Source organism: Serratia sp. HRI (assembly GCF_010119335.3).
Lineage (GTDB): Bacteria > Pseudomonadota > Gammaproteobacteria > Enterobacterales > Enterobacteriaceae > Serratia > Serratia nevei.
Genome location: NZ_CP083690.1, coordinates 218,081 through 240,830, shown reverse-complemented (window position 1 = coordinate 240,830; position 22,750 = coordinate 218,081). Strand labels below are relative to the sequence as shown.

Here is a 22,750-nt window from a genome sequence, read left to right as displayed (position 1 = left end):
CTTTAGTTCCGCTGATGAATCGAAATGGTGCAGGTGGTGCCGGCGACCAGCGTCAAATCGGCGGGCACGTTGAGCAATTTTATCCGTACCGGCACGCGCTGAGCCAAACGCACCCAAGGAACATTAGGCTTAACGTCCATTAATAGATCGTTGCTGCTGTCGACGCTCTGATCGTAAATGGCGCGGCCGATGCTCTCTACTTCCCCCTGCAGCGGCGTGTTGCCGTTATATAAAACGATGTCCGCTTTATTGCCTTCTTTTATATGCTTCAGCTTGGTTTCTTCGAAATAACCGAGTACATAAAACGAATGCACATCCACCAACGCCACCAGCGGCGTACCGGCGTTGGCGTAGTTCCCGACCCGCGCCTGCAGATTGGTGATATAGCCGTCGGTTGGCGCGTAAATTTTGGTTTTGCTCAAATTCCATTTGGCCTGTTCCAGGTTGGCCAGGGCGGCTTTATAGGCGGCCTTCATTGCCTGAGCGGCTAAATTGGACGCGTCTAAATCTTCAGCGGAAATAACGTTACGCGGCAAACCGCGGCGGCGAGCGGCCTCGTGGTCTGCCTTGGCCAGATCGGATTGCGCTTTTGCCACCGCGGCCTCGGCATTGTCCAGCGCGATCTGGTAGGGCACCGGGTCGAGGGTAAAAATCAGACTTCCCGCAGGTACGAACTGATTGTCATTCGCGCTTATTTTCTCTAATCTTCCAGAGACTTCAGGGGTGATATTGACGAGTTCGGCGCGCACTTTTCCATCACGGGTCCATGGGGATTGCATATAATAATTCCAGAGCCACCAACCGGCGCAGACGGCAATGGCGCAGACGATCACCGTAGAAAAGTATTTTAATGTTTTATGCCGCATGGGTTACCAACTCGCTAAAATCCATAAGGAACCGCTGACGGCCAGCACGAAAATGGACAGGTCCATCAACATGGGATGCCAGAGTTCACCGGAATACATCCAGTCTCTCAGCAGCTGATGAATCAGCAGCCATAAGACCAGTCCTAGTAAAAAAGCTTTAAATATAGGTGGAAAATAAAGCGATGCCCCCAGGACCAAATCGGGTAAGGGGGATGAGGTGTGTAACCATGATGTATTCACATTAACAATCCCTAAGGGTGAATATGTTGAATATTTGCATAACGATTAAACAATAGCGGCTAAAAATAGTGGATATTTCCACAATATACATTATATACATTTGTGTTTTTAATGTGAGTTACCCAAAATAGTCTAAACTCTGGGAGGTAATGTTAGCATGCTAATTATAAGGAGGGGGAAGTGGAGTCAACATTAGGTTCAGATTTAGCACGATTAGTTCGTGTTTGGCGCGCGCTCATCGATCATCGGCTCAAGCCGTTGGAGCTGACCCAAACGCACTGGGTCACTTTGCACAATATCAATCGTTTGCCGCCGGAGCAGTCGCAAATCCAGCTGGCCAAGGCGATCGGTATCGAGCAACCGTCACTGGTTCGTACGCTGGACCAACTGGAGGAGAAAGGACTGATCACGCGCCACACCTGTGCCAACGATCGCCGCGCGAAGCGCATCAAGCTGACCGACGCGGCCGATCCGATCATCAGGGAAGTGGACAGTGTGATCACGTCTACACGCAGTGAGATTTTAAGCGGCATTACCGCCGACGAAGTGCATCTGTTGGTAGGGCTGATTGGCAAGTTAGAACAAAATATCACCGAACTGCAGAACAAATAATAATATTCTTATATTCTACGATTACAGTTTCACAGCATCAGAAATAAAACCGGAGGCGATTGCCTCCGGTTTGCCGTTTGTCGCCGACTGACTTACAGCGGAGAGACGGTGATGGTGTCGCCCATGCGCGCCATGCGCACGCGCTGTCCTGGGCTGAACTTGGTGTCGCCCGCTTTCTGTACCACCACGATGTTCTCTTTCTGGTCGGTTTTGATTTCCAGCTCGTAGCCTGAGGTACGGCCGGCCACTTCACCGATGCTGTTGCCCGCCGCGCCGCCGGCGATGGCGCCCGCCGCGGTAGCCAGCGTACGGCCGGTGCCGCCGCCGACGGTGTTACCCAACAGGCCGCCAATCACCGCGCCGCCGATCATCCCCAAGGCGTTGGAGCCTTCGCCGCCCTGGATTTTAACCGGACGCACGGAAACCAGCGTCCCGTAGGTGACGTTCTGCACCTGCTTGGCCTGCGAGGACGAGTAGACATCGCCGGACATGGATTCATTGGCACAGCCGGCCAGCGTAACGGCGGCGACGGCAACGACGAGAAGACGCTTGATCATACAAAACTCCTGATGGTAGTAGTCCATAACCTGGCAATGCTCTCCAGGCAAGATTCAGTGAAAATGATAGACAAAGTATGGCTGAAAGTTGACACACCGCCATGCTCCATCGCTGCACGCAGCTTATCTTTTCTCTGTTCAACCAATAATAAACCGCGGTTTACCTTTATGACAGCCTTGGCCGACATTCCGTTGCCTGTTATGGCACGGTTTAACACATAACATGTGCCACAGCGGCGCCGGGAGGTGGTGTTTGGCTCACGGCCTGTAAAAAAAGCATCATAATTCATGGCGTTAATCCGGCAATTCTGGTTTATTTGTCAGGATAAAATTTGCTTACCGCGCGGGTTAGAGGATGTTGCTATGAAGTCAGGCCGCTATATAGGCGTCATGTCCGGCACCAGTCTGGACGGAATCGATGTGGTATTGGCCGCGATCGACGATCGCATGGTGGCTCAGCAGGCCAGCTATAGCCATCCGATGCCGATGGCGCTGAAAAAAGAGATTCTGGGCATGTGCCAGGGGCAGCAGACCACGTTGGCGGCCGTCGGCCGGTTGGACGCTCAACTGGGCACGCTGTTCGGCGAGGCGGTGCTCGGCTTGCTGAAGCAAACCGGCATCGACGCCGAGCAGATCACCGCCATCGGTTGCCACGGCCAGACGGTGTGGCACGAACCGGAAGGCGACGCGCGTTTCTCGATGCAGCTCGGCGATAACAACCGCATCGCCGCGCTGACCAATATCACCACCGTCGGCGATTTCCGCCGGCGCGACATGGCCTACGGTGGGCAGGGTGCGCCGCTGGTGCCGGCGTTTCATCAGGCGCTGCTGGGGGATCCCGTCGAGCGGCGCATGGTGCTGAACGTCGGCGGCATCGCCAATCTTTCTCTGCTGTTGCCCGGTACGCCGGTGCGCGGTTTCGATACCGGGCCGGGCAACATGCTGATGGACGCCTGGGTGTGGCGCCACCGCGCGCAGCCTTACGATCAGGACGGCGGCTGGGCCATGCAGGGGCGGGTTTGTTTACCGCTGTTGCAGCAGATGCTGGCGGATCCGTACTTCGCGCTGCCGGCGCCGAAAAGCACCGGCCGCGAGTATTTTAATATCGCCTGGCTGGAGCGGCAGCTGGCCGGATTGCCGGCGATGGCGCCGGTCGATGTGCAGGCCACGCTCACGGAGCTGACCGCCGTCAGCATCAGCGAACAGGTGCTGCTGGCCGGCGGGTGCGAGCGTCTGCTGGTGTGCGGCGGCGGGGCGCGCAACGTGCTGCTGATGGCGCGCCTGTCTGCGCTGCTGCCGGGGACGGAGGTCGGGCTGACCGACGATTTCGGCGTCAGCGGCGACGACATGGAGGCGCTGGCTTTCGCCTGGCTGGCGTTTCGCACGCTGTCCGGCCAGGCCGGCAACCTGCCTTCGGTGACCGGCGCCAGCCGTGAAACGGTGTTGGGTGGGATTTATCCGGTTTTGCCATTGGGGGCCCGTTAGCTCTGTTAGGATAGCCTGTGAAGGATTTTTCTAAGGAGCAACAGCATGAAAAAAGTCATTTTCGTCGCCGGCGCGCTGGCGCTGTCCGGCTGCAGCTACATCCTGCCGCAAAGCAGCCAGACGATGCACTACCAGTGCGGCACTACGCCGCTGACGGTGGCGCTCGACGGCAAGGCGAGCGAAGTCAGCCTGCTGATGGATGGCGAGCAGCTGCATCTCAAGCAGGTGCTGGCGCTGACCGGTGCCAAATACAGCGACGGCAAATACACTTTTTGGTCGAAAGACCGTAACGCCTATCTTGAGCGTAACGGCAAGGTAGTCATGAGCGACTGCGTGTTGACGGAGTGACGGTCGGCGGCGGCGTCGGAGCGATTGAGTTCCTGGCGCCGCAGGCGCAGAATGTAACGACGGATTTTTCAGTTGGTCGATAACCCAGATGATTGAAAAGAATGAGTTTGATGTTGCGGACCTGCGCCGTGAATACACCCGAGGCGGCCTGCGCCGCCACGATCTGACCGCCAATCCGCTCGAACTGTTCGAGCGTTGGTTGAAACAGGCCTGCGATGCCCGCCTGGCCGATCCTACCGCCATGTGCGTCGCGACCGTCGACGAACACGGCCAGCCTTATCAACGCATTGTGCTGCTCAAGCATTTCGATGAGCAGGGGCTGGTGTTCTACACCAACCTCGGTAGCCGCAAGGCGCAGCAGCTGGCGCACAACCCGCATATCAGCCTGCTGTTCCCCTGGCACATGCTCGATCGCCAGGTGATTTTCCTCGGCCAGGTGGAGCGTCTGTCGACCCTCGACGTGCTGAAGTATTTCAACAGTCGCCCGAAAGACAGCCAGATCGGCGCCTGGGTGTCGCAGCAATCGTCGCGCATTTCCGCGCGCGGCGTGCTGGAAAGCAAATTCCTCGAGCTGAAGCAGAAGTTCCAGCAGGGCGAGGTGCCGTTGCCGAGTTTCTGGGGCGGATTCCGCGTGAAATTCGACTCCGTCGAGTTCTGGCAGGGCGGCGCCCATCGCCTGCATGACCGTTTCCTGTATCAGCGGGACGGGAATGACTGGAAAATTGACCGACTGGCACCCTGAAGACGGAAAATCCCCTCTAAGCGCTGGTGCTGACGCCGCCGGCGCTTTATTCTATGCGCTACCCTGAATTTTTTATTTCGCCACTGGGCGAAAGGCCGTGTACCGGCAAAGGTGCATTCGTTTATACATGGAGTCATTGATGGCAAGCAGCAACTTGATTAAACAACTGCAAGAGCGGGGCCTCGTTGCCCAGGTTACGGATGAGGAAGCGTTAGCGGAGCGACTGGCGCAAGGGCCAATTGCACTGTATTGCGGTTTCGATCCGACCGCTGACAGCTTGCATTTGGGCCATCTGGTTCCTCTGTTGTGCCTGAAGCGCTTCCAGCTGGCCGGCCACAAGCCGGTGGCGCTGGTGGGCGGCGCCACCGGCCTCATCGGCGATCCGAGCTTCAAAGCGGCGGAGCGCAAGCTGAACACCACCGATACGGTGAACGAGTGGGTTGAGAAAATCCGCAAACAGGTTTCTCCGTTCCTCGATTTCGACTGCGGCAGCAACAGCGCTATCGCGGCCAACAACTACGACTGGTTCGGCAGCATGAACGTGCTGACCTTCCTGCGTGACATCGGCAAGCACTTCTCCGTCAACCAGATGATCAATAAGGAAGCGGTTAAGCAGCGCCTGAATCGCGACGACTCCGGCATCTCCTTCACCGAGTTTTCCTATAACCTGCTGCAGGGCTTCGATTTCTCCGAGCTGTACAACCGCCACCAGGTGGAGCTGCAGATCGGCGGTTCCGATCAGTGGGGCAACATCACTTCGGGTATCGATCTGACGCGTCGCCAGCACCAGAAGCAGGTGTTCGGTCTGACCGTGCCGTTGATTACCAAAGCAGACGGCACCAAGTTCGGTAAAACCGAAGGCGGCGCGGTCTGGCTGGCGCCGGAAAAAACCAGCCCGTACAAGTTCTACCAGTTCTGGATCAACACCGCCGATGCCGACGTCTACCGCTTCCTGAAGTTCTTCACCTTCATGAGCCTGGAAGACATCAACGCGCTGGAAGAAGAAGACAAGAACAGCGGCAAGGCGCCACGCGCCCAGTACGTGCTGGCGGAAGAAGTGACCGGCATGGTGCACGGTGCGGAAGGCCTGGCGGCCGCGAAGCGCATCACCCAGAGCCTGTTCTCCGGCGCGCTGCACGACATGACCGAAGCGGACTTCGCCCAGCTGGCGCAGGACGGCATGCCGACCATCAAACTGGATGGCGACGCCGATCTGCAGCAGGCGTTGGTGAATGCCGAACTGGTGCCGTCACGCGGCCAGGCGCGCACCATGATCGGTTCCAACGCGGTGACCATCAACGGCGAGAAACAGTCCGATGCCGAATACCGCTTCAGCGATTCAGACCGTCTGTTCGGCCGCTACACGCTGCTGCGCCGCGGCAAGAAACACTACTGCCTGGTGGATTGGCAATAACGAATAATGACGGTAAGGGGCCCTGGCGGCCCCTTTATTTTTGGGCAGCCGCCCGGCTGCCGTATTCCGAACGAGTTCTGTCGATGAAAAACATTCTTTCTATCCAGTCGCACGTGGTGTTTGGTCACGCTGGCAACAGTGCGGCGGAGTTCCCGATGCGCCGCATGGGCGTCAACGTCTGGCCGCTGAACACGGTGCAGTTCTCCAACCATACGCAATACGGTCAGTGGACCGGCTGCGTCATGCCGGCCGGCCACCTGACCGAGATCGCGCAGGGCATCGCCAATATCGATCAGCTGAAACGCTGTGATGCGGTGTTGAGTGGCTATATCGGTTCGCCGGAGCAGGGCGACCATATTCTGGAGATCGTGCGTCAGGTTAAGCAGGCGAACCCGAATGCCTGGTATTTCTGCGATCCGGTGATGGGGCATCCGGAAAAGGGCTGCATCGTGGCACCGGGCGTGGCCGAGTTTCACTGCCGCCAGGCGCTGCCGTGCAGCGACATGATGGCGCCGAACCTGCTGGAATTGGAGATGCTGAGCCAGATGGCCGTCGCCGACGTGGCCGATGCGGTGCAGGCCGCCCGCGCGCTGATCGCCAAAGGGCCGCGGCTGGTGCTGGTCAAGCATCTGGCCCGCGCCGGCTATCACGCCGACTGTTTCGAAATGCTGCTGGTGACGGCGGACGAGGCCTGGCACATCAGCCGGCCGCTGGTGGACTTCGGCGCGCGTCAGCCGGTCGGCGTCGGCGATTTGACCAGCGGTCTGCTGCTGGTGGATCTGCTGAAGGGCGAGGCGCTGGATAAAGCGCTGGAGCACGTCACCGCCGCCGTGTATGAGGTGATGCTGACCACGCAGGAGATGGGCGAGTACGAACTGCAGGTGGTGGCGGCGCAGGATCGGATCGTGCAGCCGCGCAGCGAGTTCAAAGCGGTCAAACTGTAAGTGGCATTCGGCCCCGGCGACAGCCGCCGGGGCCCGATGTTTACTTCAATCCTTCGGCGTTCAGCGCCGCATCTACCGCCGGGCGCGCCGCAACGCGATCGAACCAGGCCGCCAGATGGGCGTGCTTGCGCACGTCGAACTGCAGGGCAAACGCCCAACGCAACACGGTGAACAGGTAGGCGTCAGCCACGCTGAAACGGCTTCCCAACAGGAAGTGCTGCTTCGCCAGCACCGAATCCAGATAGCTGAACTGCTGCTCCAGCTTGGCGCGCGCGATGGTTTTATATTCCTCGGGCGTTTTCGGATTGAACAGCGGGCTGAATCCTTTGTGCAGCTCGGTGGCGATGTAGTTCAGCCATTCGATCGCGTGGTAGCGCGACAGAGTGCCCGCCGCCGGGATCAGGTTGCGGTCCGGCACGCGGTCCGCCAGGTATTGCACGATCGCCACGCCCTCGGTCAGCAGGCTGCCGTCATCCAGCTGCAGCGCCGGTACCTGTCCCTTGGGGTTGATGGCGAGGTAATCGGCGCCGCTCTCGGTTTTCTTCTGCGCCAGGTCGACCTTCTCCGCCGTAAAATCCAGCCCTGCCTCACGCAGCACGATATGCGGGGACAGCGAACAGGCGCCGGCTTTATAGAACAGTTTCATCGGAAGCTCCTTGTTGATGACGAATGACGGGCATGCTTAACCTCTCATCGTAGTCCCATAGCGCCAAAATTACAGCGGCTTAGCTAACAAATTTAACCGATGATCGCCTCGGCGGGCTGCAGCTGCGCCAGCGTTGCGGCGATCTGCTGCTGCAGCGCCTGCGGCGCCACCTGCATCGGCGAGCGCAGCTCGTTGGCGATCAGCCCCTGCTGGGCCAGCACCGTCTTGACCGGCGCCGGATTGGGGAAGCTGAACATCTGGTGGATCATCGGCAGCAGCTCATAGAAGTTGCTGCGCGCCGCGGCCAGATCGCCGGCGGCGACCTGCTGCGTCAGCTGAACGAAGCGTTCCGGGTGAACATGGGCCGCGGCGGAGATGGCACCGGTGCCGCCGAGGCACAGCGTGGTGAGGATCAGATTGTCTTCCCCGGTCATCACATCGATCTCGCCGTCGGCGATCAGCGCCATGGTGGCGTCAGGGCTGCCGCCGCAGTCCTTGATGGCGACGATGCGCGGGTGGCGTGCGAGCCGGCGCAGCGTGGCCAGCTCCATGGCGATGCCGGTGCGCTGCGGAATGTTGTACAGGATCACCGGCACGGTTGAGGCGTCGGCCAGCTGGGTGAAATAGTCGATCAGGCCGCATTGCGAAGGGCGGATGTAGTAAGGCGCCGGGATCAGCACGCCGGCGATGTCGCGCAGCTGAATGGCCTGCTGCATTTGCAGCGTGGCGACCATATTATTGCCGGACAGGCCCATCACCACCTGATGGTCGGGCGCCACTTCCAGCACGGCATCGAGCACCGCCAGCTGTTCTTCTTTGCTCAGCGCGGCGGCTTCACCGGTGGAGCCGCAGACCACCAGACCCTCGATGCCGGCGTCGAGCAGGTGCCGCGCCAGGCGTTTCACCGCCGGCAGATCGACGGCATCGTGATTGAAAGGGGTAACCATCGCCACCCAAATACCCGAAAATGAGGCCATAAAATATTCCTTCTGTGTGACCGACAGAGAAGCCAGATGAGAAAATTGAAGGCGGGGCGTTGCGTGCCATCCAGTCAGCTCATCTGACGGGACAGCTCGCCCCGGTCAAATGAGCGTCTGTTTCTTCGATTTTACCGCCGCCAAACCGCCAATAGGCAACGCGGGCGTCATCAGCATGTCAGCGTTACGTGGGTAGGCCATGGCAGTCTCGTGAAAAGGGGAAGTGGGGTGATAATGAATAGTCTTCATCAGGCTGTCAATTTACAACAGATTGATAACATTGTTATTCATGATTCGGTAGCGAGGATGAGTTTGGCTAATAAATAAAAATCCCCGCGGCGGCGGGGAGGGTTTGGACGGCTCAGCGCGGCGGGCGGGAGCCGATGGTAGCGGACCAACTGAAGGTGTCGCCGCTCGGCCGGTAGCGGTTGGCCTTGCGTTCCGCGCGCTCAGCCTTGGCGAGTTTCGCTCTGGCGGCCATGATGCGCGTCACCACCTCGTCCTTGACCTTGTGTTGTTCGGCGTTGGTCAGTGGCCTGCCGTGACTTTTGCGTGCCTTGTCCAGTTCGGTTTTAACTTCCCGCTGTTCGCTTTCCGTCATCTCTTTCAACGTCAACTTTTTCATCTGTGCCGCCCGTTCGGTGAAGTTGGTTTTCAGTTTAACGGTGTTATGTGACCGAAAATGTTATGGGCATAACGAAAATGCCCGGTAAGCCCACGTTACACCTCTTCCAGCAGATCGTCGACAAAGCGTCGCATGCGTTCGGTGCGCAGCTCGGCCATGTGCCGCCCGGCGGCGGTCTGGAAGCTGTCTTGCAGTTTGAACAGCTTGGTTTCGAAGTGATCCAGGCTGAAACGTTTGTCGTCGGATTGACGATGTTCGGCACGCGGGTCGGCGGCATCATACAGCGCGCTGCGCATGCGGCCGCCGATATAGAAGCAGCGCGCCACGCCGATCAGGCCAATGGCGTCGAGACGATCGGCGTCCTGCAGGATCCTCGCCTCCAGCGTTTGCGGGGGGATGCCGGCGGAAAAACTGTGTGCTTCGATAGCATGGGCCACCGCCGCGATATCCGCCGGCGCCCATTCCAGTCGGGTCAGCGTCAGCGTGGCCTGCTGCGCCGCCATGCGCGAGGCCAGATGACGCTGCGGCGAGTTTTTTTCCACCGCGACGGCGTCGTGCAGCAGCACTGCCGCGCAGAGAATGCGGCGGTCGCCGCCTTCCAGCTTGCTGATTCGGCGGCAGTTCTTCCAGACTCGGTGCAGGTGCGCGACGTCATGCGAACCGTCGTCCGACTCGAGGGTCAGCGGCAGCAGCGTTTGCGCCAGCGCCTGGTAGGGGGAGAAAGGTTGTAACAGCTCTTGCGTCAGCGAGGGTAAAGACACGTTCAGCTCCTGTTGGGGGAAATCGGTCAATCAGCATAGCCGCGCCGGATGCCGGGAGAATGACAGTAAAACGGCTATTGTTTACTAAAGTGCAACCCACTATTGTCATAACTGCGGTTTTTGCAGCGAAACAAGCAACCTAGAATAGCCGCATTCCGCCGTCTCCGCTTGGTGAGAGCCTGTGTCCGCGGGGATGGCCGGAATACCCTCATCAGCCATTGGAGAAGAGACATGCCAACCCCTCTTGAGATAGTGCGCGCAACCTATGAAGGCAGTTCCGAAGAAAACGGCCGTAATCTGCTGGCTGCGCTGGCCCCCGATGCCGAGTGGACCGAGGCCGCCGGTTTCCCCTACGCCGGTACCTATATCGGCCCGGAAAATATCATCAAGAATGTGCATCAGCGCCTGGGCAGCGAATGGCAAGGCTACCGCGCCGATGTCGACCACTTTTACGACGCCGGTGACAATGTGATCGCGCAAGGTTTTTATCACGGCACCTACCGGGCCACCGGCAAATCCTTCAGCGCCTCTTTTGCGCATATTTATACGCTGCGCGCCGGCAAAATCGTGAAGTTTGTGCAGATTGTCGACAGCGCTAAAGTGTTGGAAGCGATGCAGCCTTAATCGCCGCTGCGCTTGCCGAATTTGCGGTCGAACTCGCGCCGGTAACCCCGGGCCTTGTTGCGATCGCGGATCCACAGATAGCCGCACACCAGCGCAACCGCTCCCGAGAAGGTGACGTTGCGCATATCCCGGTCATACCAAAATACCAGCAGCGCATCCAGCGCCGCAATCAGCGCGATCCATTTATACATATGGGATTGACGCCGCGTGGCGGCGTTGAGTCGCTTTAACTGTCTGGCTTCGTCCAACACCTGTTTTTGCTGCATAGCGTTTCGTTATCATCAGGCTTTTCACGCTAAATTAGCAGAATTTCCCTCACCGCCGCAAAGATTAACGCGCGGTGCCATGCGGTTTTCACCGCCCCTGGCGCGGCGCAGAAAATTTGTGCGCGGGTGCTTGAATTGTTCATTGGGCGTGGTGGGTTATTTATTCGCTATTTTTGGGTTTTTATTCAACTTTCGCCGTGTCATCAAGCTGCAGCACTGGGCGGTTAACGTGATGGGTTCGATACATGCGGCGGTTAACTTCGGCAGGAGGATGTGATGAACGATAAAACGGCACGCCCGCAGGATGTGGTTCAACAACAGCTTGACGCCTATAACGCCCGCGACATCGACGCCTTCATGGCCTGCTGGGCGGACGACGCGCAGTATTACGAGCATCCCGACACGCTGCTGGCCAGCGGCAAGGCGGCGATCCGCGAACGGCATCTGGTGCGTTTCCAGGAGCCGAGTCTGTATGGCGAACGGATAAAACGCATGGCGGTGGGGAACATGGTGGTCGATCAGGAAGTGGTGACGCGCAACTTCCCGCAGGGGCGCGGCAAAATGGATGTCATCGCCATCTACGAAGTGGAACAGGGGCAGATCGCCAAAGCCTGGTTCAAGATCGGCCCCTGTGTGCCGGATGAGGGCGCGCTCTAGCCGCGCATTATTGCAACGCCATCACCGCCTCTATCTCTACGCACACCTGCGGTGAGAACAACGCGCTGACCGCCACCAATGAACAGGCCGGCAGCGCGCCATCGAAATAGTCAAACAGCACCGGGCGCACGCCCGCCAGATCGGCAATGTCGGTCAGGAAAACGCTGATTTTAATCAATGCCTTGAGATTCACGCCTTCGCTGGCGGCGATGGTTGCCAGCTGTTCGAGGATCTCCTGCGTCTGTTCTGGCGCGCTCAAGCCTTGCGCGTCGGTGGCGAAGGCCGTCAATCCCGACACGTACAGGCGATCGCCGTGGCGCACCGCATGCACATAGGGGCCGCCCGGCGTGGGCAACTGCGGATAATTCGTGCGTTTTAATGATGTCATGATCAAACCCCGCGCAAGACCGGTTAATAAAATCGACAAACTTGGTTAGGATACTGAGGAAACGGCGGCCAGACGCCGCACACCGATGATATTTGAGAGTATCATCCCTCTTTATTTTATACGTCGTCTCTCACGCAAATGTGACAGTGCGGCGCAGATCGGCCACAAGGACGCATGAGACGATGAACCCGCTTTTTACTCCCTACCTGCAACGCTGGCAACTGGAACAGGACGGCAAAGCCTTCGAAACCCACAGCAGTTTGCTGATGCCTGTGCGTTACCGGGGCGAGGCGGCTATGTTGAAGATCGCCCGCGAACAGGAAGAGCGCTTCGGCGGCCAGCTGATGTGCTGGTGGCGCGGGGAAGGCGCCGCGCAGGTGCTGGCGTGGCACGACGACGGTATTCTGCTGGAGCGCGCGCAGGGTGAAGGTTCGCTGGCGCAGCTGGTGCGTGACGGCGACGATGAGCAGGCCACGCAGATCCTTTGTCGGGCGATCGCCGCGTTGCATGCGCCGCGTGCCGCGCCGTTGCCCGAGCTGATCCCGCTGCAGGCGTGGTTCAGCTCGCTGTGGCCGGCGGCGCAGGCGCACGGCGGCATGCTGCGTCTCAGCGCCACGGCGGCGGCGGAGCTGCTGAGCAGCCCGCGAGAAGAAAGCGTGCTGCACGGCGATATCCACCATGACAACGTGCTGGACTTCGGCGAACGCGGCTGGCTGGCGATCGATCCCAAGCGTTTGTACGGCGAACGGGGCTTCGATTACGCCAATATCTTCTGTAATCCCAACTACGGCATCGCCACCGATCCGGCCATTTTCCAGCGGCGCGTGGAACAGGTCTGTCGCTTGGCCGGGCTGGAGCGCCGGCGCTTGCTGCAATGGATCCTGGCCTGGTCGGGGCTCTCCGCCGCCTGGTTTATGGAAGACGGGCAGGCGGCGGATATCGACTTCCGCGTGGCCGAGCTGGCGGCGCGCGCATTGGATCTCCCGCTGCCGGACGGCGATTCAGGGTTCATCCTGCCAGTAATCGAGCGAGGTTGAAGGGCGCTGCAGGTAGCGTACCTGCTCGCCGTCTGCGCTGCGCGCCATCGCCTGGTATTTGCCGGAATCCGGGTACATCACCAGCTCCGGCTGCTCGCGCGTGCTGACGGACAGGTACTTCAGCGGCGCATCGGAGGTGTTGATGATCTGGTGCGGGTATTCCGGGCCCGGCGGAATGAAGATGACATCCCCGCTGACGATCGGCAGCATTTCTCCGGCCACCCGCAGCGTACCGCTGCCTTCCAGAATGATGAACATTTCCTCCTGAGCGTAGTGAAAATGGTAGGGGCAGGAACGCATGCCCGGCGCCACGCAATCGAAGGAGGCGCCCAGCTTGTTGGCGGCGGTGCCGGTGCCGAGGCGAGCGCCGACGCTGTCATACAGCGGCGGCCGCCGATCGTGTTGCTTATCTACCCGTTCGACATTGCGTATCAAGCGCTGAGCTAACAGCGCGGCTTTCTCAGTCATAGGCTTCCTTGGTGACATTGTCACTTAAAAATTGACGATAGCCAGAGAAAATCCGTCCCAGCCCTTGCTGCCCACGGTTTGCAAGGCGGTGGCGGTCAAGCGGGGTTCCTGCGCCATCATCGTGAAGAACTCGCGTACGCCTTGTACACGGGCGTCCGTACTGGCGGCGTCGGTGACTGCGCCATCGCGCACCACGTTGTCACCGATAATCACCGTGCCTGGGCGCGCGAGTTTAAGCGCCCAACGCAGGTAATCGGGGTTGCTGGGTTTGTCGGCGTCGATGAAGATGAGATCAAAGGGGGCCAGGGTGTGCAGCGTCGGCAGGTGAGTCATGGCGGGGCCGACGCGCAGCTCAACCAGGCCGTCGAGACCGGCGCGAGTGATATTCTGGCGGGCGACGGCGGCGTGGCTTTCATCCGCTTCCAGCGTGATCAATTTGCCACCCGCCGGTAGCGCACGCGCCAGCCAGATGGTGCTGTAGCCGCCCAACGTGCCGATTTCCAAAATGCGTTTGGTGTTCACCATGCGGGCGAACAGCTGCAGCAGTTTGCCCTGATTCGGCGCCACATCATGCGCCGGCAGCCCGGCGGCGGCGTTGGTCGCCAGCGCCTGCAACAGGGCATCATCTTGTTCTACCAGGCTGTCTGCGATATAGCGATCGACCTGGAACCATTGTTCCTTTTCTTTCATGCGGGCCTCGTGCGGGAAACGCAGTGTGCCCACCAAGTGAAGGCGTCGCCGCCGAGCTTGTCAATGCACGGCGTGCGTTTGGCATCTCATGCTGCCGTTCCTCGCCGCGGCAGCGACAGCAGCAGATGGGCGATGGCGCCGCCGACAATGCCCCAGAAGGCCGAACCGATGCCCAGTAATGTGACGCCGGAGGCGGTGATGAGGAAGGCGATCAGCGCTGCGTCGCGCTGTTTCTCATCATGCAGCGCGCGCTGCAGGCTGCCGCCGATGGTGCCGAGCAGCGCCAGCCCGGCGATGGTGTGGATCAGGGCGACCGGCAACGCGCTGAACAGCAGACCGATGGCGCCGCCGAACAGCCCGGCCAGCAGGTAGAAACCGCCGGCGGCCACCGCGCCCATATAGCGCCGCTGCGGATCGGGATGCACGTCCGGCCCCATGCAGATAGCGGCGGTGATCGCGGCGATGCACACCGAGAAGCCGCCGAACGGCGCCAGCAGTAACGCGGTCAGCGCCGTCCAGGCGATCAGCGGTGACGTAGGCACGCGGTAGCCCGCCGCCTGCAGCGTGGCGATGCCGGGAGCGTTCTGCGAAGCCATGGTCACCACGAAGAAGGGTACGCCGATGCCCAGCAGCGTCGGCCAGCTGAAGTGCGGCGCGGTAAATTCCGGCATGGCGAACGCCGGCACATGCTGCGTCAGCTGGATATTGCCCTGCAACGCGGCGATCGCCAGCCCGGCCGCCAGCGTCAGCACGATGGCGTAGCGCGGCTGATAACGGCGGCTGAGCAGATAGGCCAGCCCCATGCCGGCGCTCAGAGGGAAATTGAGCTGCAGCGAAGCGAAGGCGTCCAGACCGAAACGCAGCAAGATCCCCGCCAGCATCGCGGCGGAAATCGCCTGCGGAATGTAGTCCATCAGGCGGGCGAACAGCCCGGTGACGCCGCACAGCAAGATCAGACCGGAAGCGAAGATAAACACGCCGATCGCCTCGTTGATCGGGGTGCCGGGCAGGCTGGTGACCAGCAGCGCCGCGCCGGGCGTCGACCAGGCGGTGAGGATCGGGGTACGGTAGTAAAGCGAGAGTCCGAGCGAGGTGACGCCCATCGCGATCCCCAGCGCGCTCAGCCAGCCGCCGATCTGCGCCGGCGTGGCACCCGCAGCGGCGGCGGCCTGGAAAATGATCGCGGCGGAGCTGGTGTAACCCACCAGAACGGCGACAAAGCCGGCCATGATGGCGGGCAGGGTCAGATGGCGCAGGGAAAGGGCTGGGCGCATGAGTGGCTCCAATCGGTGATTGTGCGTTATAACGCACGTTGAGAAATCAGCATAGCACCGTGCGTTATAGCGCACAAGCGGGTATAATCGGGCTCGACACGCAGAGGAGAACTGGATGCAGGAACTTGCCGGCCATTTGGCACACACCCTTCGTACGCTGCGCGCACAGCGCGGTTGGAGCCTGACGCAGGCGGCGGAATACACCGGCGTCAGCAAGGCGATGCTCGGGCAGATCGAACGCGGCGAATCCAGCCCGACGGTGGCGACGCTGTGGAAGATCGCCACCGGTTTCAACGTGGCGTTCTCCGCTTTTCTTGAGGCCTCCCCCGCGCAGCAGCAGGCGACGCTGCACCGTTACGGCGATCTGCCGGTGTACGATCAGGACAACGCCGATATGCGCGTGGTGCCGCTGTTTCCCTACGATCGCCAGCTGGGTTTCGATATGTTCGTCATCGATCTTGCGCCGGGCGCGCTCAGCGAGTCGTCGCCCCATGAGCCGGGCGTGATCGAGCATGTCATCGTGATCAGCGGCCGGTTGGAGTTGGCGATAGACGGCGAATGGCGCAGCCTGGCCGCCGGCGAGGCGATGCGCTTTCAGGCCGATCGGCCGCACGCTTACCGCAACGCCAGTTCACAAACGGTGCGTATCCACGATCTGATCCACTATCCTCAATCCTGACTCAACGCGGCGGCCGTGGGCTTTGACTCCGCGCCGCCAAACGCCTACCTTGTTGAAAATGACTCTTATTTCACAGGCTGTCGCCCACGACGGGGCGGCGTTGCAGTCGACTCAAAAGGAGCTTGATTTTGCCGGTCACCAATCGACGTCAGTTCATTAAACTCAGTGCGCAAACCGCAGGAGCCGTATTCGCGATGACTTCATTACCCAACAGTATCCGCCTGGCGATGGCGGCGGAAGGCGGCGCGGCCGCCGGCGATGAATTCCTGTGGCTGGAAGAGCTGCAGGGTAAAAAAGCGCTGCAATGGGTGCAGCAGGAAAATCAACGCACCGTGGCGCGTTTCGGTCAGGGCGAAGACTTTCAGCGCATTGAGCGCGAGGTGTTGGATATCCTTAATAAAGACACCCAAATCCCGTGGGTGAGCAAGCGCGGCGAGTACTATTACAACTTCTGGCAGGATCAGGCCAACCCGCGCGGCCTGCTGCGGCGCACCACGCTGGACGAGTACCGCAAGGCCAAACCGGCCTGGGAGACGGTGCTGGATATCGATGCGTTGGGTAAGGCGGAGGGCAAGGATTGGGTCTATCAGGGCTCACAACCGCTGGCGCCGGAATACCGCTATTGCCTGATGCAGCTGTCGCCGGACGGCGGTGACGCCACCGAAATCCGCGAATTCGATCTGGTGGCCAAACGCTTCGTCAAGGACGGCTTCAACGTGCCGGTGGCGAAAAGCCGGGTCTCCTGGGTCGATCGGGACACGCTGTTCATCGCCACCGATTTCGGCCCCGGATCGATGACCCAATCCGGTTACGCGCGCATCGCCAAACGCTGGCGGCGCGGCACGCCGCTGAGCGCCGCCGAAACGCTGTACGAAGCGCAGCCCGAGGACATGGCGGTCTTCGCCTATCACGATCGCACGCCGGGCTTTGAGCGCGATTTCGTCGGCCGCAGCCTGGATTTCTATCGCCGCGACTATTTCCTGCTGATGCAGGACGGCCGGCAGAAAAAAATCGATATCCCGGCCGACGCCGAGCTGGACACGCATCGGGAATGGCTACTGATCAAACCGAGCAGCGACTGGGAGGTGGGCGGCAAGCGTTATCCGTCCGGCGCGCTGCTGGCGGCCAACTTCGATGACTATCTGGCGGGCAAGCGCGAGCTGCAACTGCTGTTTACCCCGACGGCGGAGCAGGCGCTGAGCGGCTACAGCGGCACCCGCGATCATCTGATCCTCAGCATCATGGATAACGTGGTCAACCGGCTGGAAGTGCTGACGCCGCAGGGCGGCAGCTGGCAACGTCGCCCGCTGGGCAACCCCGGCGCCATCAGCACCATTTCCGCCGGCGGCATCGACGAAGAGAGCAACGCCTATTTCCTGACCGTCAGCGGGTTCCTGCAGCCGACTTCGCTGTACATGGGCAATCTCGACGGCGGTGAGGCGACGCTGCTGAAACAGGCGCCGCAGGATTTTGACGCGTCAGGCTACCAGGTGAGCCAGCATTTTGCGCGTTCCAAGGACGGCACCCGCGTGCCGTATTTCCAGATTGCCGCCAAAGATCTCAAACCGGACGGCAGCACGCCGACGCTGCTGTATGGCTACGGCGGGTTTGAAGTGCCGCTGCTGCCGGGCTATCTCGGCGGCAAGGCGCCGGCCTGGTTGGAGCGCGGCGGGGTGTACGTGGTGGCCAACATCCGCGGTGGCGGCGAATACGGCCCGGCCTGGCACCAGGCGGCGCTCAAGCAGAACCGCCATCGTGCCTACGAGGATTTTGCCGCCGTGGCCGAAGATCTCATCACACGCAAGGTGACCTCGGCGCCGCATCTGGGGGCGCGCGGCGGCAGCAACGGCGGCCTGTTGGTGGGCAATATGCTGACGCTGTATCCGCAGCTGTTCGGCTGCATCGTCTGCGAAGTGCCGCTGCTGGACATGCAGCGCTATACCCGGCTTTCCGCCGGCGCGTCGTGGATCGCCGAATACGGTGACCCGAGCAAGCCGGAGGAGTGGGCCTACATCAAGACCTTCTCGCCGTACCACAACATTCAGGCGCAGACGGCCTATCCGCCGGTGCTGTTCTATACCGCGACCAGCGACGATCGGGTCAACCCGGCCCACGCCCGCAAAATGGCCGCGCGCATGCAGGCGATGGGGTATCAGCAGGCCTATTTCTATGAAAATACGCAAGGCGGGCACAGCGCCGCCGCCGACAAGCAGCAGGCGGCGTTCCACAGCGCGCTGGTAAGCGAATTCATGTGGGCCAACCTGAGCGGCAAACCCAAGTCAGCGTAAGCCTTTTTCTTGCAGGCATAAAAAAAACACCGGGGCGTTAACCCCGGTGTTTTTATTTACGTTCAATCTGCCGGCGATCAGCGAGCCGCGGTGGCTTCCTGCGCTTTCTGATTGGCGTCTTCGGTGGTGTCCAGCGTCATGCGGTACAGCTTCGGCGCGGTCAGCATCATCAGGATAGCGATGACGGCGGTGACGATGCCGATCTGCATAAACACATGGCTGTAGATGGCCAGCGAAGCGTGCGCGTCGTTGATGTCGCTCGGGACGGCGGTCAGACCGGCAACCTTACCGGCGATCAGCGCGGCGGCGGCGGTGGTCAGGAACCAGGAGCCCATGATGAAGCCCATCAGACGCTGCGGCACCAGCTGTGCCACCATCGCCAGACCCAGGCCGGAAATCATCAGCTCGCCGATGCTCTGCAGCGCGTAGCTCAGGATCAGCCAGTTGACCGACACGATGCCCTGTTCGTTGGCGAAGCTGGCGCCCCATGGCAGCACCAGGAAGGCGCAGGAGCAGAGGATCATGCCGAAAGCGAACTTGTGCGGCATCGGCAGGCGATCGCCCATTTTGTTATACAGCGCGGCCAGAATCGGGCTGGCGAGCATGATCCAGAACGGGTTCAGCGCCTGATACTGCTCCGGCTCGAAGGCGACGCCGAAGATGCTGTGTTCCACGTTATGGATGGCGAAGAAGTTCAGCGAGGTTGGCATCTGGCTGTACAGCACGAAGAACACCACCGCTTCCAGCATCAGCAGGAAGGCGACGATCATCTTGCGGCGTGCGGCGCCGTGCAGGGCGAAGGTTTCCTTGGCGAACACCAATACGATGCCGGCGGAAACCAGGGCCAGCGCCCAGCGCGCAATCACCTGGTTGTGCAGCAGCCAGCTGGACACGGCGATCAGCGCCACGATGCCGACCAGCACCATCAGCAGTTTCGGCAGATGCAGCGGCTTGAAGTCAGGCTTGGAACCGTTTTCCTTCACCCACTTGTGGCACATCATAAAGTTGACCAGGGTGATCAGCATGCCGACCACGCTCAGGGAGAACGCCACGCTCCAGCCGTATTTTGCCGCCAGCCACGGAGTCGCCAGCATGGAGAAGAAGGAACCGATGTTCACCGACATGTAGTACATGGTGAAGGCGCCGTCGATACGCGGATCGTCTTTCTCATAGCAGGTGGACAGCAGGGAGGACGGGTTGGCCTTGAACAGGCCGCTGCCCACGGCGATGGTCGCCATCCCCATGTAGACCCAGAAGATGTCGTGGCCGGAGTAAGCCACCATGGCGTAACCGGCGGCCAGCACCAGCGCGCCGAGCACGATCACGCGTTTGGCGCCCAGCACCTTGTCGCCCAGCCAGCCGCCGATGGCGACGAAGCCGTATACCAGGGCGCTGAAGGAAGAGAACAGGGTGATGGAGTCGGCTTCGCTCATGCCGAGCATCTTGACCAGATAAACCGCCATGATGCCCTGCAGGCCGTAATAGCCGAAACGCTCCCACAGTTCGATCGAGAAGATCAGATAGAACGCTTTCGGTTGTTTGAACGCGTTAAGGCTAACGCTCTCCGGGTGTTGGTTGTTTGCTGTTGACACTGGTACCTCTGTTTTTTCGCAGCCCGTCTTTGGAGGACGGGAAAGTACAAAAGTTGATGCGGAACGGCATCCTTTTGCGTTGTTATAGGATGGGGACGGCGGTTAATGTTCACTATCTTTGTCAACGTGGCAAGCAGTTTGTCATATTCGGTTACATTTAACGCCCGCAGGATTATGCCTCGATGTTGCAAATGTTATGCAGTATTAACTTTCGGGTTTTAATGGTTTGCCGATTTTTTGTTTTGATTAAAAGCTATACGGATTTTAAGCAGGGATATATTCTGCTGAATTGCTATTTTTTAGCGCATCAGTGTATGTACGGTTATTAATCCGTTGGAATGTTGTGTATATGGCGCGTTTTGTAAAATTATAGAAATTTAGGAAAACGGGACTGGCATTTGTGAACGCCTTGTGATCCCGAAAGCGTGACGTTCACCGCAATTTTCGACTAATTTTTCGCTTGAAAATAACACGGCACTGAGTTTTTCACTGAAAACCGTGATAACGCCGGGGTTACTGCTGCGCGATATCACATTTCCGATAAAAAAGAGGCGTTGGCGGGGGGAAGGGCGCGGTGGGGTACGGTTTGCCGCACCCCACAAACTCAGGACTCCGGATAAACCTTTTCTTTATACTCGCACAGGTCTTCGATAATGCAGGAGCCGCAGCGCGGTTTGCGCGCGATGCAGGTATAGCGGCCGTGCAGGATCAGCCAGTGGTGGCAATCGACCTTGAATTCGGCGGGCACCACCTTCAACAGCTTCTCCTCCACCTGATCGACGTTTTTGCCCGGCGCGAAGTGGGTGCGATTGCACACCCGGAAGATATGGGTGTCGACGGCGATGGTGGCCCAGCCGAAGGCGGTATTGAGCACCACATTGGCGGTCTTGCGGCCGACGCCGGGCAACGCTTCCAGCGCGGCACGGTCTTCCGGCACTTCGCCGCCGTGCAGCTCCAGCAGCATGCGGCAGGTTTTGATCACGTTTTCGGCTTTGCTGTTGAACAGGCCGATGGTCTTGATGTACTCCTTGACGCCATCAACCCCCAGCGCCAACATGGCGGCGGGGGTGTTGGCGACCGGATAAAGCTTGGCGGTTGCTTTGTTGACGCTCACGTCGGTGGCTTGCGCAGACAGCAGCACCGCAATCAGCAGTTCAAACGGCGTGGTATACACCAGCTCGGTGGTCGGGTGCGGATTGTTGTCGCGCAGCCGGGTCAGAATTTCCAGTCGCTTCTGCTTGTTCATCAGGCCTTCTCAGCACGTCCTTGTTCCAGCAGCGGTTCCACCGCCACGGCGCGGGCTTTGCGCGCCTTCATTTTTTCGTCGATCAGATATTTGACCGCCAGCAGCAGCCCCAGGCCGATAAAGGCGCCCGGCGGCAACATCGCCAGCAGGAAGGGGCTGTCGAAATGCACCACTTCGATGCGCAGCGACTTGGCCCAGCCGCCCAGCAGCTGATCGGCGCCGTCGAACAGCGTGCCGTTGCCCAACAGTTCGCGCATCGAGCCCAGCGTTACCATCACGCCGGTAGCGCCGAGGCCGATGGCCATGCCGTCCAGCGCCGAGAGGCCGACCGGCTTCTTGGCGGCCACCGCTTCGGCGCGGCCCACCACGATGCAGTTGGTCACGATCAACGGAATAAAGATGCCGAGCGACTGATACAGGCCGAAGGCATAGGCGTTGATCAGCATCTGCACGATGCTCACCACGGCGGCGATGATCATCACGTAGATAGGAATGCGCACCTCGCTCGGCACCCAGCGGCGCACCGCGGAGATGGAGGCGTTGGTCAGCGTCAGCACCAGCGTGGTAGCCAGCCCCAGGCCGAGCGCATTGGTGACGGTGGAGGTCACCGCCAGCAGCGGACACATGCCCAGCAGCTGCACCAGGGCGGAGTTGTTTTTCCACAGCCCCTGGACGATCAATTCTTTGGCTTCACTCATTCGCTGGCTCCACACGCAGGTAAGCTTTCAAGTTTAGGCGGCAGCGTTTCCATATACAACGCCGTGCGGCGTACCGCATTGACCACCGCTCGCGGGGTGATGGTGGCGCCGGTGAACTGGTCGAACATGCCGCCGTCTTTCTTCACCGCCCAGCGCTTATCGTCCGGGCCTTCGATTTTCTTGCCGCTGAAGAAGGAAATCCAGTCGGAAATGCGCAGTTCGATTTTGTCCCCCAGCCCCGGGGTTTCGTGGTGTTCAATCACGCGGGTGCCGAGCACCGTGCCGTTGAAATCGGCGCCGACCAGCAGCTTGATGGCCCCGGAGTAGCCGTCCGGCGCGGTGGTTTCCAGCGCGGCGGCGGTCGGTTGCCCGTTTTTGCGCGCCAGGTACAAGCGGTGCGGTGCGCCGTCGCCCAGCGCTGAATCGCTGACCAGGAAGCATTCGTTTTGCATGACGTTGTCGTAGTTTTCCGGCGGTACCACCTGATCGAGCAGCGCTTTTTGCTGCAGCGCCGCCTGATGGGCGATGGTGGTTTTCGTCAGGGCGTAGACCACGGCGGTCAGGCCGGTGGTGACCGCCGCGAACACCGCCAGCGTGGTGCCGTGCTTTCTCATGGAATTCAGCAT

The 22,750-nt window shown here is 60.1% G+C and carries 28 protein-coding genes; 11 read left to right on the top strand and 17 right to left on the bottom strand.

Annotation, left to right across the window (positions count from 1 at the left end):
- Positions 1-2: 2 nt before the first annotated feature.
- Together GF111_RS01195 and GF111_RS01190 are read right to left on the bottom strand one after the other, a co-directional pair.
- Positions 3-866 carry an HlyD family secretion protein gene (locus GF111_RS01195; RefSeq protein WP_038874824.1) on the bottom strand — a complete coding sequence of 288 codons (864 nt, stop codon included), beginning with the start codon at positions 864-866 and terminating at the stop codon, positions 3-5.
- A 3-nt stretch (positions 867-869) separates the two neighbouring features.
- Positions 870-1,106 (bottom strand): DUF1656 domain-containing protein, encoded by a 237-nt coding sequence (locus GF111_RS01190; RefSeq protein ID WP_048233582.1) that lies wholly within the window; start codon positions 1,104-1,106, stop codon positions 870-872.
- 180 nt (positions 1,107-1,286) lie between these two features.
- On the opposite strand from GF111_RS01190, the gene slyA reads away from it, so the two are divergent.
- The gene (gene slyA / locus GF111_RS01185) at positions 1,287-1,718 is read left to right on the top strand and encodes a transcriptional regulator SlyA (protein WP_038874827.1); all 432 of its coding nucleotides are present in this window, start codon (positions 1,287-1,289) and stop codon (positions 1,716-1,718) included.
- A gap of 92 nt (positions 1,719-1,810) precedes the next feature.
- On the opposite strand, the gene GF111_RS01180 is transcribed toward slyA, so the two are convergent.
- Positions 1,811-2,275, bottom strand: coding sequence for a glycine zipper 2TM domain-containing protein (locus GF111_RS01180; RefSeq protein ID WP_025159710.1), 465 nt, complete (start codon positions 2,273-2,275; stop codon positions 1,811-1,813).
- Positions 2,272-2,565, bottom strand: coding sequence for a hypothetical protein (locus GF111_RS01175; RefSeq protein ID WP_134266929.1), 294 nt, complete (start codon positions 2,563-2,565; stop codon positions 2,272-2,274). The genes GF111_RS01180 and GF111_RS01175 overlap by 4 nt, the downstream gene beginning before the upstream one ends.
- 73 nt (positions 2,566-2,638) lie before the next feature.
- Between GF111_RS01175 and anmK the strand changes: the two genes are divergently transcribed.
- From anmK to pdxY, 5 genes are all read left to right on the top strand, one after another.
- Complete coding sequence (anmK, locus tag GF111_RS01170; protein ID WP_038874833.1) at positions 2,639-3,760, top strand: anhydro-N-acetylmuramic acid kinase; 1,122 nt, start codon at positions 2,639-2,641, stop codon at positions 3,758-3,760.
- A gap of 45 nt (positions 3,761-3,805) precedes the next feature.
- Positions 3,806-4,108 (top strand): MliC family protein, encoded by a 303-nt coding sequence (locus GF111_RS01165; RefSeq protein ID WP_004931294.1) that lies wholly within the window; start codon positions 3,806-3,808, stop codon positions 4,106-4,108.
- Positions 4,109-4,196: 88 nt separating this feature from the next.
- Positions 4,197-4,850 carry a pyridoxamine 5'-phosphate oxidase gene (gene pdxH, locus GF111_RS01160; RefSeq protein ID WP_038874836.1) on the top strand — a complete coding sequence of 218 codons (654 nt, stop codon included), beginning with the start codon at positions 4,197-4,199 and terminating at the stop codon, positions 4,848-4,850.
- A gap of 139 nt (positions 4,851-4,989) precedes the next feature.
- A complete protein-coding gene (tyrS, locus tag GF111_RS01155) occupies positions 4,990-6,264 on the top strand; it encodes a tyrosine--tRNA ligase (RefSeq protein ID WP_055312403.1) in 1,275 nt (424 codons plus the stop codon).
- Between the two features lie 83 nt (positions 6,265-6,347).
- Positions 6,348-7,208 carry a pyridoxal kinase PdxY gene (gene pdxY, locus GF111_RS01150; protein ID WP_038874839.1) on the top strand — a complete coding sequence of 287 codons (861 nt, stop codon included), beginning with the start codon at positions 6,348-6,350 and terminating at the stop codon, positions 7,206-7,208.
- Between the two features lie 40 nt (positions 7,209-7,248).
- On the opposite strand, the gene gstA is transcribed toward pdxY, so the two are convergent.
- The 4 genes from gstA to GF111_RS01130 form a co-directional block, all read right to left on the bottom strand.
- Positions 7,249-7,854, bottom strand: a complete 606-nt coding sequence (gstA, locus tag GF111_RS01145; protein ID WP_147191105.1) for a glutathione transferase GstA — start codon at positions 7,852-7,854, stop codon at positions 7,249-7,251.
- A 92-nt stretch (positions 7,855-7,946) separates the two neighbouring features.
- On the bottom strand, positions 7,947-8,831 hold the full coding sequence (dapA, locus tag GF111_RS01140) for a 4-hydroxy-tetrahydrodipicolinate synthase (protein WP_147191107.1): 885 nt from the start codon (positions 8,829-8,831) through the stop codon (positions 7,947-7,949).
- 361 nt (positions 8,832-9,192) lie between these two features.
- Positions 9,193-9,456 (bottom strand): DUF3811 domain-containing protein, encoded by a 264-nt coding sequence (locus GF111_RS01135; protein ID WP_033638398.1) that lies wholly within the window; start codon positions 9,454-9,456, stop codon positions 9,193-9,195.
- A gap of 95 nt (positions 9,457-9,551) precedes the next feature.
- Positions 9,552-10,247: an HD domain-containing protein gene (locus GF111_RS01130; protein ID WP_147191109.1), complete on the bottom strand. Its 696-nt coding sequence runs from the start codon at positions 10,245-10,247 to the stop codon at positions 9,552-9,554.
- Positions 10,248-10,448: 201 nt separating this feature from the next.
- Here GF111_RS01130 and GF111_RS01125 point away from each other — a divergent pair, with 201 nt between their 5' ends.
- The gene (locus GF111_RS01125) at positions 10,449-10,841 is read left to right on the top strand and encodes a nuclear transport factor 2 family protein (RefSeq protein WP_004938379.1); all 393 of its coding nucleotides are present in this window, start codon (positions 10,449-10,451) and stop codon (positions 10,839-10,841) included.
- Here GF111_RS01125 and GF111_RS01120 read toward each other — a convergent pair.
- Positions 10,838-11,107, bottom strand: coding sequence for a hypothetical protein (locus tag GF111_RS01120; protein WP_038874848.1), 270 nt, complete (start codon positions 11,105-11,107; stop codon positions 10,838-10,840). The genes GF111_RS01125 and GF111_RS01120 overlap by 4 nt on opposite strands.
- A 276-nt stretch (positions 11,108-11,383) precedes the next feature.
- Between GF111_RS01120 and GF111_RS01115 the strand changes: the two genes are divergently transcribed.
- Complete coding sequence (locus GF111_RS01115) at positions 11,384-11,764, top strand: nuclear transport factor 2 family protein (protein WP_038874851.1); 381 nt, start codon at positions 11,384-11,386, stop codon at positions 11,762-11,764.
- 7 nt (positions 11,765-11,771) lie between these two features.
- On the opposite strand, the gene GF111_RS01110 is transcribed toward GF111_RS01115, so the two are convergent.
- Positions 11,772-12,152 carry a RidA family protein gene (locus GF111_RS01110; protein WP_038874872.1) on the bottom strand — a complete coding sequence of 127 codons (381 nt, stop codon included), beginning with the start codon at positions 12,150-12,152 and terminating at the stop codon, positions 11,772-11,774.
- A 182-nt stretch (positions 12,153-12,334) separates the two neighbouring features.
- Between GF111_RS01110 and GF111_RS01105 the strand changes: the two genes are divergently transcribed.
- Positions 12,335-13,189, top strand: coding sequence for an aminoglycoside phosphotransferase family protein (locus GF111_RS01105; protein WP_038874853.1), 855 nt, complete (start codon positions 12,335-12,337; stop codon positions 13,187-13,189).
- Here the strand turns inward: GF111_RS01105 and GF111_RS01100 are convergent.
- The 3 genes from GF111_RS01100 to GF111_RS01090 form a co-directional block, all read right to left on the bottom strand.
- Positions 13,154-13,657 (bottom strand): cupin domain-containing protein, encoded by a 504-nt coding sequence (locus tag GF111_RS01100; RefSeq protein WP_038874856.1) that lies wholly within the window; start codon positions 13,655-13,657, stop codon positions 13,154-13,156. The two genes, GF111_RS01105 and GF111_RS01100, sit on opposite strands and share 36 nt — an antisense overlap.
- A 24-nt stretch (positions 13,658-13,681) precedes the next feature.
- Positions 13,682-14,347 (bottom strand): O-methyltransferase, encoded by a 666-nt coding sequence (locus GF111_RS01095; RefSeq protein ID WP_147191111.1) that lies wholly within the window; start codon positions 14,345-14,347, stop codon positions 13,682-13,684.
- An 86-nt stretch (positions 14,348-14,433) separates the two neighbouring features.
- Positions 14,434-15,621 carry a benzoate/H(+) symporter BenE family transporter gene (locus tag GF111_RS01090; protein WP_055312399.1) on the bottom strand — a complete coding sequence of 396 codons (1,188 nt, stop codon included), beginning with the start codon at positions 15,619-15,621 and terminating at the stop codon, positions 14,434-14,436.
- Between the two features lie 115 nt (positions 15,622-15,736).
- On the opposite strand from GF111_RS01090, the gene GF111_RS01085 reads away from it, so the two are divergent.
- Both GF111_RS01085 and GF111_RS01080 read left to right on the top strand, forming a co-directional pair.
- Positions 15,737-16,300: a helix-turn-helix domain-containing protein gene (locus GF111_RS01085; RefSeq protein ID WP_038874865.1), complete on the top strand. Its 564-nt coding sequence runs from the start codon at positions 15,737-15,739 to the stop codon at positions 16,298-16,300.
- Between the two features lie 194 nt (positions 16,301-16,494).
- Positions 16,495-18,588: a prolyl oligopeptidase family protein gene (locus GF111_RS01080; protein ID WP_038874868.1), complete on the top strand. Its 2,094-nt coding sequence runs from the start codon at positions 16,495-16,497 to the stop codon at positions 18,586-18,588.
- A gap of 77 nt (positions 18,589-18,665) precedes the next feature.
- On the opposite strand, the gene dtpA is transcribed toward GF111_RS01080, so the two are convergent.
- The 4 genes from dtpA to rsxG all read right to left on the bottom strand — a co-directional run bounded on the left by dtpA (position 18,666) and on the right by rsxG (position 22,750).
- On the bottom strand, positions 18,666-20,180 hold the full coding sequence (dtpA, locus tag GF111_RS01075) for a dipeptide/tripeptide permease DtpA (protein WP_038873079.1): 1,515 nt from the start codon (positions 20,178-20,180) through the stop codon (positions 18,666-18,668).
- Between the two features lie 604 nt (positions 20,181-20,784).
- Positions 20,785-21,426: an endonuclease III gene (gene nth / locus GF111_RS01070; RefSeq protein WP_019455952.1), complete on the bottom strand. Its 642-nt coding sequence runs from the start codon at positions 21,424-21,426 to the stop codon at positions 20,785-20,787.
- Positions 21,426-22,124: an electron transport complex subunit E gene (locus tag GF111_RS01065; protein ID WP_038873082.1), complete on the bottom strand. Its 699-nt coding sequence runs from the start codon at positions 22,122-22,124 to the stop codon at positions 21,426-21,428. The genes nth and GF111_RS01065 overlap by 1 nt, the downstream gene beginning before the upstream one ends.
- Positions 22,121-22,750, bottom strand: coding sequence for an electron transport complex subunit RsxG (rsxG, locus tag GF111_RS01060; RefSeq protein WP_038873085.1), 630 nt, complete (start codon positions 22,748-22,750; stop codon positions 22,121-22,123). Before rsxG ends, GF111_RS01065 begins: the two co-directional genes overlap by 4 nt.

Excerpts from the sequence above, each read along its gene's own strand:
- GF111_RS01195 (WP_038874824.1), bottom strand. The coding sequence starts at position 866 with ATGCGGCATAAAACATTAAAATACTTTTCTACGGTGATCGTCTGCGCC.
- GF111_RS01180 (WP_025159710.1), bottom strand. The coding sequence starts at position 2,275 with ATGATCAAGCGTCTTCTCGTCGTTGCCGTCGCCGCCGTTACGCTGGCC.
- GF111_RS01175 (WP_134266929.1), bottom strand. The coding sequence starts at position 2,565 with ATGAATTATGATGCTTTTTTTACAGGCCGTGAGCCAAACACCACCTCC.
- anmK (WP_038874833.1), top strand. The coding sequence starts at position 2,639 with ATGAAGTCAGGCCGCTATATAGGCGTCATGTCCGGCACCAGTCTGGAC.
- GF111_RS01165 (WP_004931294.1), top strand. The coding sequence starts at position 3,806 with ATGAAAAAAGTCATTTTCGTCGCCGGCGCGCTGGCGCTGTCCGGCTGC.
- pdxH (WP_038874836.1), top strand. The coding sequence starts at position 4,197 with ATGATTGAAAAGAATGAGTTTGATGTTGCGGACCTGCGCCGTGAATAC.
- tyrS (WP_055312403.1), top strand. The coding sequence starts at position 4,990 with ATGGCAAGCAGCAACTTGATTAAACAACTGCAAGAGCGGGGCCTCGTT.
- pdxY (WP_038874839.1), top strand. The coding sequence starts at position 6,348 with ATGAAAAACATTCTTTCTATCCAGTCGCACGTGGTGTTTGGTCACGCT.
- gstA (WP_147191105.1), bottom strand. The coding sequence starts at position 7,854 with ATGAAACTGTTCTATAAAGCCGGCGCCTGTTCGCTGTCCCCGCATATC.
- dapA (WP_147191107.1), bottom strand. The coding sequence starts at position 8,831 with ATGGCCTCATTTTCGGGTATTTGGGTGGCGATGGTTACCCCTTTCAAT.
- GF111_RS01135 (WP_033638398.1), bottom strand. The coding sequence starts at position 9,456 with ATGAAAAAGTTGACGTTGAAAGAGATGACGGAAAGCGAACAGCGGGAA.
- GF111_RS01125 (WP_004938379.1), top strand. The coding sequence starts at position 10,449 with ATGCCAACCCCTCTTGAGATAGTGCGCGCAACCTATGAAGGCAGTTCC.
- GF111_RS01120 (WP_038874848.1), bottom strand. The coding sequence starts at position 11,107 with ATGCAGCAAAAACAGGTGTTGGACGAAGCCAGACAGTTAAAGCGACTC.
- GF111_RS01115 (WP_038874851.1), top strand. The coding sequence starts at position 11,384 with ATGAACGATAAAACGGCACGCCCGCAGGATGTGGTTCAACAACAGCTT.
- GF111_RS01110 (WP_038874872.1), bottom strand. The coding sequence starts at position 12,152 with ATGACATCATTAAAACGCACGAATTATCCGCAGTTGCCCACGCCGGGC.
- GF111_RS01105 (WP_038874853.1), top strand. The coding sequence starts at position 12,335 with ATGAACCCGCTTTTTACTCCCTACCTGCAACGCTGGCAACTGGAACAG.
- GF111_RS01100 (WP_038874856.1), bottom strand. The coding sequence starts at position 13,657 with ATGACTGAGAAAGCCGCGCTGTTAGCTCAGCGCTTGATACGCAATGTC.
- GF111_RS01095 (WP_147191111.1), bottom strand. The coding sequence starts at position 14,347 with ATGAAAGAAAAGGAACAATGGTTCCAGGTCGATCGCTATATCGCAGAC.
- GF111_RS01090 (WP_055312399.1), bottom strand. The coding sequence starts at position 15,621 with ATGCGCCCAGCCCTTTCCCTGCGCCATCTGACCCTGCCCGCCATCATG.
- GF111_RS01085 (WP_038874865.1), top strand. The coding sequence starts at position 15,737 with ATGCAGGAACTTGCCGGCCATTTGGCACACACCCTTCGTACGCTGCGC.
- GF111_RS01080 (WP_038874868.1), top strand. The coding sequence starts at position 16,495 with ATGACTTCATTACCCAACAGTATCCGCCTGGCGATGGCGGCGGAAGGC.
- nth (WP_019455952.1), bottom strand. The coding sequence starts at position 21,426 with ATGAACAAGCAGAAGCGACTGGAAATTCTGACCCGGCTGCGCGACAAC.
- GF111_RS01065 (WP_038873082.1), bottom strand. The coding sequence starts at position 22,124 with ATGAGTGAAGCCAAAGAATTGATCGTCCAGGGGCTGTGGAAAAACAAC.
- rsxG (WP_038873085.1), bottom strand. The coding sequence starts at position 22,750 with ATGCTGAATTCCATGAGAAAGCACGGCACCACGCTGGCGGTGTTCGCG.